Origin of the sequence: Treponema sp. UBA7567, assembly GCF_002476655.1 — a bacterium.
Taxonomy (GTDB): Bacteria; Spirochaetota; Spirochaetia; order Treponematales; family Treponemataceae; genus Treponema_D.
The window spans coordinates 91,400-100,225 of sequence record NZ_DLLH01000037.1 but is presented as its reverse complement, the minus strand read 5'-3'; the positions used below and the strand labels follow the sequence as shown (position 1 = coordinate 100,225).

Annotated in this window: 7 protein-coding genes; 1 reads left to right on the top strand and 6 read right to left on the bottom strand. The window is 41.4% G+C overall.

Features of this window, described 5'->3' with window-relative positions; genetic code table 11:
* The first annotated feature begins 49 nt into the window (after positions 1 to 49).
* A complete protein-coding gene (locus tag B3Y13_RS04700; protein ID WP_296692986.1) occupies positions 50 to 1,549 on the top strand; it encodes a glycine hydroxymethyltransferase in 1,500 nt (499 codons plus the stop codon).
* 128 nt (positions 1,550 to 1,677) lie between these two features.
* On the opposite strand, the gene B3Y13_RS04695 is transcribed toward B3Y13_RS04700, so the two are convergent.
* The 6 genes from B3Y13_RS04695 to B3Y13_RS04670 form a co-directional block, all read right to left on the bottom strand.
* Positions 1,678 to 3,294: a mannitol dehydrogenase family protein gene (locus tag B3Y13_RS04695; RefSeq protein WP_296024130.1), complete on the bottom strand. Its 1,617-nt coding sequence runs from the start codon at positions 3,292 to 3,294 to the stop codon at positions 1,678 to 1,680.
* Positions 3,295 to 3,431: 137 nt separating this feature from the next.
* Positions 3,432 to 4,100 carry a GntR family transcriptional regulator gene (locus tag B3Y13_RS04690; protein WP_296692982.1) on the bottom strand — a complete coding sequence of 223 codons (669 nt, stop codon included), beginning with the start codon at positions 4,098 to 4,100 and terminating at the stop codon, positions 3,432 to 3,434.
* Positions 4,101 to 4,401: 301 nt separating this feature from the next.
* Complete coding sequence (uxuA, locus tag B3Y13_RS04685) at positions 4,402 to 5,472, bottom strand: mannonate dehydratase (RefSeq protein WP_296692980.1); 1,071 nt, start codon at positions 5,470 to 5,472, stop codon at positions 4,402 to 4,404.
* Between the two features lie 113 nt (positions 5,473 to 5,585).
* Positions 5,586 to 6,890: a TRAP transporter large permease gene (locus B3Y13_RS04680; protein WP_296692977.1), complete on the bottom strand. Its 1,305-nt coding sequence runs from the start codon at positions 6,888 to 6,890 to the stop codon at positions 5,586 to 5,588.
* On the bottom strand, positions 6,883 to 7,545 hold the full coding sequence (locus B3Y13_RS04675) for a TRAP transporter small permease (RefSeq protein WP_296024134.1): 663 nt from the start codon (positions 7,543 to 7,545) through the stop codon (positions 6,883 to 6,885). The genes B3Y13_RS04680 and B3Y13_RS04675 overlap by 8 nt, the downstream gene beginning before the upstream one ends.
* Positions 7,546 to 7,658: 113 nt before the next feature.
* The gene (locus tag B3Y13_RS04670) at positions 7,659 to 8,648 is read right to left on the bottom strand and encodes a TRAP transporter substrate-binding protein (protein WP_296024136.1); all 990 of its coding nucleotides are present in this window, start codon (positions 8,646 to 8,648) and stop codon (positions 7,659 to 7,661) included.
* Positions 8,649 to 8,826 lie beyond the last annotated feature (178 nt).

The following is an 8,826-nucleotide window of genomic DNA, read 5'->3' as shown; positions in this document are numbered from 1 at the left end:
CAATCCTAAAACTAAAGTTTTAATCTTGACTTTTTATTGGGAGCGAAAAATGGCTACACCATTGGAAAATTACCTTTCTTCTTGTAACGGGAAACCAAACGTTGCAATGACAGCTTACGTTGCAAATCTTCAGCAGGTTGCATCTGTAAATCCATCAATCGCCGCTGATATTGTAAACGAAATCGAAAACCAGCGAAGCCACCTCAAGCTGATTGCGTCTGAAAACTACAGTTCTCTCGCAACACAGGCAGCAATGGGCAATCTTCTTACAGACAAATATGCCGAAGGCTACCCAGAACACAGATATTACGGCGGTTGTGTAAACGTTGACGCAGTTGAGATGACGGCGGCGCGCGAAGCGGAAGAGCTTTTCGGCGCAGACTATGCTTACGTTCAGCCTCACTCTGGAGCGGACACAAACCTCGTTGCATACTGGGCAATTCTTTCGGCAAAAGTTGAGACTCCGACATTGCAGGAGCTTGGCGTAAAATCATTGAACGACCTTACAGCAGAGCAGTTTGACGAGCTTCGGCACCGCTTCGGAAACCAGCGTCTCATGGGACTCGACTACTCTTGTGGCGGACACCTTACTCACGGCTACAAGATGAACATTTCTGCGAGAATGTTTGAAAGCCATCCTTACGGAGTTGACAAGGAGACAGGTCTTCTTGACTACGACGCAATCGAAAAACAGGCAATGGAAGTTAAGCCGCTTATCCTTTTGACAGGTTATTCAGCTTATCCGCGTGCAATCAACTTCAAACGCTTCCGCGAGATTGCAGACAAGTGCGGAGCTGTTCTCATGGTTGATATGGCGCACTTTGCAGGTCTCGTCGCAGGAAAAGTATTCACTGGAGATTTTGACCCGGTAAAATGGGCAGACGTTGTAACAACAACAACACACAAGACTTTGCGAGGACCTCGCGGAGCTATGATTCTCTGCAAGAAAGAATTTGAGGACTATGTGAACAAGGGCTGCCCGATGGTTCTCGGCGGACCTCTTCCGCATGTAATGGCTGCAAAGGCAATCGCTTTCAAAGAAGCGAACACAAAAGAATATCAGGACTACGCTCATCAGGTTGTAAAAAACGCTCAGGCGCTTGCAAAAGAGCTTCAGGATTTGGGAATCCGCCTGCAGACAAACGGAACAGACAATCACCTTATGCTTGCAGATATTACTTCTTACGGACTTACAGGAAAGCAGGCTGAGGCGGCACTTTTCCAGGCAGGCGTAACAACAAACGCGAACGCGCTTCCATATGACAAGAACGGCGCATGGTACACTTCAGGTCTTCGTCTCGGAACTCCAGCGCTCACAACTTTAGGAATGAAAGAAGGCGAGATGAAAGAAGTCGCTGCGATTATCGATATGGTTCTCAAAGGAACAAAGCCGGGCGTAACAAAAGACGGAAAACCTGCAAAACTCAAGATTGTTCTTGACGAAAGCGTAAAGGAAGCCGCTTCAAAACGAGTTCAGGCGCTTTTGAGCAAATTCGTCCTTTATCCAGAGCTTGATTTGGATTTCTTAAAGAAAGAATTTGTAAAATAATTCAGTAAAAATTGAATTAACTGCAAATAAAAAATGCACCTCCAAAATTGAACTTTATGTCCAAATTTAGAGGTGCACTTCAAAGTTTAAAACCTTATCGCATAGCCTTTTATTTTGCGAAAAGCATTTTAGTTTTCAACTGCGTGCGAAATCACTTCGCGGACTTTTCCGTTTGCACTTATCATTTCCATAAAATAAGATTTTACTTTTCCGTACAATTCAGAAGAAACAACGTCAAAGCCAAAAATCTTTTCATTTTTTAACAGTTTTTTGATTTTTTCTTCAACTTTAGTTTCATCATTTTTGCCAATTAAAATTCCTGAAAGTTCATTTTTTACATCTGGAAGAAGCGGATCAGGAGAAAGCTCAAATTCTTTTCCATTATCATCAATTCCAAGAAGATAGCGAAGCCAAAGCGCAAAAACCATAGGCAAAATTTTCAGACTTTTTACATTGAGTTCTGGATTTGCAAGATATGCTTTTACGGTTTCTCCAAAGCGAATCGAAAGTTTTTGTGAAGTATCGGTTGCAATTCTCTGAGGAGTATCTGGCATAAACGGATTTGGCAGACGTTTTTCGATTACCTCATCAATAAAAGTCTTCGGTTTTATAATTTTTGGATCAACTACAACAGGCAATCCTTCTTTATAGCCCAAAATTTCGACCATTTTTTTAAGGTCTTTGTCTTTCATTTCGTCACAAATCAAATTGAATCCCAAGAGGCATCCAGAAAGAGCAAGAGCGGTGTGCAGAGGATTTAGACAGGTGCAGACTTTCATCTTTTCGACTTTATTTACAGTTTCGCGGTCTGTAAAATAAACTCCGGCTTTGTCCAAAGGCAGGCGGCCATTAGGAAATTTGTCTTCAATTACAAGATACTGAGTTTCTTCGGCATTTACAAAAGTTGCGCAGTAAGTGTTTTTTGAAGTTACAATCAGCTCAGTCTCTTCAAAACCGTCTTTTTTAAGCATTTCCGCGACTTTAGAATTTGGGCGAGGCGTAATTTTATCAATCATAGTCCAAGGAAAAGCAATTTTTGTTTCATCCTTTAGATAATCAATAAATTCAGAAGGAACAAAGCCTTTTTTCTGCCAGTTTTCTGCAATTTTTAAAACAGCAGCCGAAAGTTTTTCTCCGTTATGAGAACAGTTGTCCATAGAAACCAAAGCAAGAGGAAGTTTTCCGGCATTAAAGCGTTCCAGCAAAAGTCCTGTAAGTTTAGACAAGAACATTTCTGCTTTTTCAGGCGGATTGGCAAAATCATGCTCATACTGTCCAATCAATTTTCCGTCAGAAGAAGTAACAGCGTAACCTTTTTCTGTAATAGTAAACGAAAGCATTTTAAGGCTTGGATTTTTAAATGCCGCAAGCACTGTCTCCCAGTCATCCTTAAATTCAGGATAGACACAGACAGAATCAACGACAGAAGCTATGATTTCTTTTTCGATAGAACCGTCGGCTTTTAGTGTAACTCCAAGAGTCAAATTGTCATGCGGCTTAAAAAGTTTTTCAACAATTTCAGGATCGTGACATTCGCCGGCAATAATTCCAGTATTCATCAAACCTTCGTTCAAAAGTTTTTGAGCCAAGGCTGCAGGAAAAATTCTAAAGATATTTCCTGCCCCAAAGTGAATCCACTCCGGATTTTTTCTTGTATTTTCTGCAATTTTTTTCGGGTCGAATTTCGGCAGTTTGTAGCCGTTCCATTTTGAGCCGTCTTTAATTTCGTTTAAGTTCAGTTTCATAAAATAATCCTCCATAAATATTTGCGGCAAATTCCGCCTTTTATATCCAAGCTGTCCGACTAACAGTCTGTTTTTTTCTCGTTTTTACTTTTTGTCTTTATTCTTTCAAAATTTCAATTTTCGCAAAAAAAAATCATCTAAGAGCTAAAATATTCAGGATAATTTTTATTCATATCTTCAAGCAAATCAGAAAGAACTTGCATATGCTCTTCATCAACCTTGCAGGCAAGTTCCGCATCTCCGTTTTCAATCGCCTTGACAAGCTCAATATGCTCTTTTTCCACGCTGTTCGCAATTCTGTCAGCATTGTAACTCAAAATTCGTATGCGATGATCGTTTCCCGTGTGCGAATCAAGAACTTTCCAAAGCCATTCATTTTTCGTCTCCGAATAAAAAAAATGATGCAGCTCATCGTCTTTCTGCAAAAAAGCTTTTTTATTTCCATCCAAAAGGCTTGCATGCTGTTCAAGAAGAAGCGCCTGTAATTTCGTAGCGCAGATTTTTCGTTTATTTTCGTCAAGGCTTTCCATAAAAACTTTCAGAACGCCAAGTTCAAGCGTAATACGCAAAAATCTTTCCTTTTTGATAATATCTTTGTCCAAAAAAGCAACACGAGTGCCTTTTTGAGGAAAAACATCAACCAGTTTATCAAGAGAAAGCCTTAAAAGAGCATCGCGGATTGGAGAACGGGAAACATTCATTTCATTAGCAAGCTGATTTACGTTAAGTTCCTGCCCCGGTTTTAATTCCAAACTAAGAATTTTTTCTCTCAACACTCCATAAACAGAATTCTCTTGGTTTTTCATAATATTCTCCAAAAATTACAGCACGATTGAAAACGTTTTGCAGATTTGGGCGGCTTTTTGTTCCGTTCCACTGCACAAAAACCGGGCTGTCCGCCATTTCGCTATTCGCTACATTCAAAACCGGCGGCAGTAAAACTGCCGTCAATTTTGAACGCTTCGCGTGGCTCCCATCCCTGCCGCAGGCAGGACGTGTGCTTTAGCACACAGTTCAATATTCCGAGTTTTGCGCTGACAAAACTCGCAGCGTGCTTGCACGCAGCATCCCTGCCGCAGGCAGGACGTGTGCTTTAGCCAGCTCCCATTATTTTTTCTGCGATTTTTCCACAGCTTCCAAAAGCCCCTGAATGTACATTGCTCCGAGCGCGCGGTCGTAAAGTCCGTAGCCCGGCATGCACTTTTCGCCCCAGATTGTTCTTCCGTGGTCTGGACGAACAGGGCCGTCAAAACCTGTCTCGTAAAGAGTCTTTACAGCCTCGTACATATCAAAGCTGCCGTCTGATGAAAGATGGGCCGCCTCCTCAAAAACTCCCGGCGCAAAATGATGAAGATTTCTGATATGCGCAAAATGAATTCTTCCCTTGCATGCGCGCATTATCTCAGGAATGTTGTTTTTCGGGTTTGTTCCGAGACTTCCCATGCAGAGCGTGATACCGTTGTATTCCTTGTCAACGGCGCGGAGCATTTTAAGGATTGTGTCTTTTCCGGTTATTATGCGCGGAAGCCCGAAAACCGACCATGCAGGGTCGTCAGGATGAATCGCCATTTTCATGTCGTATTTCTCGCAGACAGGGCCGATTGCCTTTAGAAAATAAACAAGATTTTCAAAAAGCTTTTCAGAAGTCACGTCTTTATATGCCGCAAAAAGCTCCTTTACTTTTGAGAGACGCTCCGGCTCCCAGCCCGGCATCACAAAGCCGTTTGAATTGTCCGTTGTCTTGTCAAAAAAAGTCTGCGGGTCGATAGAGTCCACAACTTTTTGGTCGTATGCGAGAACAGTCGAGCCGTCCGGACGTTTTTTCGCAAGGTCGGTGCGTGTCCAGTCAAAAACCGGCATAAAGTTGTAGCAGACCATGTGGATATTTTCTTCGCCGAGCGCGGCAAGCGATTTGATATAGTTTTCAATGTATTTGTCGCGGTCTGGGCTTCCGATTTTTATCGCGTCGTGGACGTTTACGCTTTCAATTCCTGAAATTTCAAGCCCTGATTTCTCGACAGTTTCCTTTAGATTCTTTATTCTTTCGCGTGTCCATTCCTCGCCGGCTGGAACATCGTACAGCGTCGTGATTACGCCTTTTACGCCCGGAATCTGCCTGATTTGCTCAAGCGTCACAGAATCAAATCCCGGCCCGTACCATCTCAAAGTCATTTTCATAGCGTTTCCTCGTTTTTTTTTGGTTTTATACAAAGCATTAAGTGAAATGCCGCCTGAAAACGGCACTGTTCCTCAAAAATCGCATAAAAGCGATTTTTCCATTTACTTATTACTTACACTGCATATCCGAGCAGCTTCGGCAGGAACAAAGAAACATCAGGTACAAAAGTTACAAGCATAAGACCTGCAATCATCGTCAGATAGAACGGAATCATCGCTCTTGTCGTCTTTTCGATGCTGATTTTTCCGACACCGCAGCCGACAAACAAGGCAGAGCCGACAGGCGGAGTGCAAAGTCCAATCGCAAGGTTGAATATGAGCATAACGCCAAACTGAACAAGGCTCATTCCTGCAACGTTATGAACGACAGGCGCAATAATCGGAGTCACAATCAAAATAAGCGGAGCCATGTCCATAATACAGCCAAGAAGAAGCAGCATTATGTTAATCAAAAGCAGAAGAACAACCTTGTTCTCGCTGATTGAAAGAAGAGCAGTCGTGATGATTGTCGGAACTTTCAAAAGCGCGAGAAGATAACCGAATCCGCCAGCCGCCGCAATCAAAGAGAAAACCATTGCGAGCGTTTTTACAGTGTTCATCAAAAGTTTCGGCATCATCGAGATTTTTAGCTCTTTGTAGACAAAAACCGAGATTATGAATGAGTAAATACAGGCAATCGCCGCAGATTCTGTCGCTGTAAACCAGCCTGCTGTTACACCAACCAAAATAATTACCGCAGTGAACAATGCGAGAATTGCATCAAGACAAATCTTTAAAGCCTGTTTTAGCCCGATTTTTTCTCCTTTCGGATAGTGGCGGATAATGCTCATGATTCCGCAGACAACAAGGAACAGAATTCCAAGCGTGATTCCAGGCAAAAGTCCTGCCATAAAAAGCGCGCCTACAGAAACTCCGCCTGCCGCAACTGAATAGATAATCATATTGTGGCTTGGAGGAATCAGAACGCCCTGGCAAGATGTCGCGACTGTAACCGCTACAGAATAATCCTTGTCGTAGCCGCCTTTCACCATCATCGGAATCTCAATCGAGCCGAGAGATGAGACATCAGCTACAGCCGAGCCTGAAAGATGGCCGAAGAACATTGAAGCAAGAACGTTCACGTATGAAAGTCCGCCTCTGAATCTTCCGACAATCGCGTTCGCAGCCTTTAAAAGACGGTCTGAAATTCCGCCCGCGCCCATAATTTCGCCCGAAAGAATAAAGAACGGAATCGCCATCAAACTGAACGAATTTATGCTTTTTCCCATTTGCTGAATGAAAGCCATCAGCGGAATGTGGACGTAAACAAGCGTAATGCACGATGAAACGGCAAGCGCAAATGTTACCGGCATTTTTATCAAGATAAAAAGAACAAAAGTTCCAAGTAAAAGCCATATAGCTATAGTTGGGTCATACATTTGTCTCACCTCCAATTGTGTTGCAGGCACGCATTTCTTCAATAATTTGCTGGTCGGTTTTTCCACCAGAAGATTCTCCTTCAATAATCGAATGCCGATATTTTTTTAAGCCGAATAAATCCGTAAGCGCAAAATAAATAATGAAACTTCCGGCAACAGGCATCATGCAGTAAGCGGTTCCAGCCGGCCATTGTGTTGCAGGCAAAGTGCTTGCCCAAGTCATCTTTACAAGTTTTATTCCATAGAAAAAAAGAATATATCCAAAGAAAATTGTTGCCAAAGTGTTTATTTTAGAAATAACAAACTGAATTTTTTTTGGAAGCATAGCAAAAAATAGTGTAATAGCAATATGAAGCTCTTTTTCAACACCAATTGCCATTGCAATAAATGCTGTCCAAACCATCAAAAGAAGAGCAACTTCTTCTGACCACATAATCGACTTATGAAGCACAAGTCGTCCAAAAACCTGGCAGCTTACAATAATTACAATTACAAGGATAACAAGTTTTGCAAATTCAAGCAGAACTCTGTAGATGCAGTCAAAAACAAAAGTTATGCCTGAAATAATTTTTTCAAGAACGTTGTATCCAGGTTTGCAAATTTCAGCCGGAGCAGACGCAAAAAAATTCTTTATTTTTTCAACAATTGAAACCATAATAAAACCTTTTTAAACCTAACTAATATACTAAAATATTAGTTATAAAAATCTAAAAAAAAGGCAAGTTTACGTTTTTAGCAAAAANNACCTGCCCTTTATTCAATCAAAAATTACTGAGCCTGAATGTTTTTTATTACATCTTCGTAACCAGCGCCAAACTGTGCATACAAAGGAGCCATTGCAGCCTGGAATTTTTCTTTTTCTCCAGGTTCAAGCTCTGTAATTGTACAGCCTGCCGCACGAACTTTTTCCTCAGAAACCTTTTCCTTAGCAGCCCAAAGCTCACGTTCAAGTTTTGCAGACTCTTTTGCACATTCTTTGATAATCGCCTTGTCAGAATCAGAGAATTTGTCCCAAGTAAGCTTAGAAACAAGCTGCATTTCTGGAACGCGCGTGTGCTCGTCAAGAACGTAGTATTTTGCGACTTCGTAGTGAGAAACTGAATCGTACGAAGGCCAATTGTTCTCAGCTCCGTCGATAACTCCTGTCTGAAGTCCAGAATAAACTTCACCGTAAGCCATAGGAGTAGCACTTGCACCAAGAGCAGCAACCATTCCCATCATAAGCTGAGATTCCTGAACACGAATCTTAAGACCTTTCATATCGCTGAGTTTTGTGATTGGGCGTTTTGAGTCGTAGAAATTTCTTGCTCCTGCATCAAACCAAGAAAGACCTACCAAGTTATTTTTGTCCATCGAGTTAAGGAACTTTTCTCCGATTTCTCCGTCAAGAACACGCCACATTTGGCTTGCGTCTTTATAAAGATATGGAAGCTGAAGAACGTTGAGCGATTTTTCAAATTCACTCAATGGCGAAATAGAAACACGTGTAAAGTCAATAGCACCAAACTGAAGCTGTTCAATTACGGCCTTTTCATCACCTAACTGTCCGCCATGGTAAACGTCAATGTGAATTCTTCCATTTGTCTTCTGTTCTACAAGTTCAGCAAATTTGTAAGCAGCCTTTGTTGTAGGATAATCCTGAGCCTGGTTTTCTGCATAACGGAGAACCATTTTTTCGGCTTTTTTTTCTTTGCATCCTGTCAAAGCCAATCCAGCAGCAAGCAAAACGCAAGTCGCAGCAACTAAAGTTTTTTTCATGTTGAATTCCTCCAAAAATCTTATCCTAATATACTAGAATATCAGTCAAGTATCATTCTGTAGCTTCTTTCTTAATTTGTCAAACAATTTTTTTTCAAATTAACTAAAAAAAACTTTCATTATTTTTTTTATGTGTTATCCTTAAATTACTAGGATATTTTTATCTTTAAAAGTTTGC

Coding starts and splice junctions, on each gene's coding strand:
- B3Y13_RS04695 (WP_296024130.1), bottom strand. CDS start 3,294: ATGAAACTGAACTTAAACGAAATTAAAGACGGCTCAAAATGGAACGGC.
- B3Y13_RS04680 (WP_296692977.1), bottom strand. CDS start 6,890: ATGTATGACCCAACTATAGCTATATGGCTTTTACTTGGAACTTTTGTT.
- B3Y13_RS04700 (WP_296692986.1), top strand. CDS start 50: ATGGCTACACCATTGGAAAATTACCTTTCTTCTTGTAACGGGAAACCA.
- B3Y13_RS04675 (WP_296024134.1), bottom strand. CDS start 7,545: ATGGTTTCAATTGTTGAAAAAATAAAGAATTTTTTTGCGTCTGCTCCG.
- uxuA (WP_296692980.1), bottom strand. CDS start 5,472: ATGAAAATGACTTTGAGATGGTACGGGCCGGGATTTGATTCTGTGACG.
- B3Y13_RS04690 (WP_296692982.1), bottom strand. CDS start 4,100: ATGAAAAACCAAGAGAATTCTGTTTATGGAGTGTTGAGAGAAAAAATT.
- B3Y13_RS04670 (WP_296024136.1), bottom strand. CDS start 8,648: ATGAAAAAAACTTTAGTTGCTGCGACTTGCGTTTTGCTTGCTGCTGGA.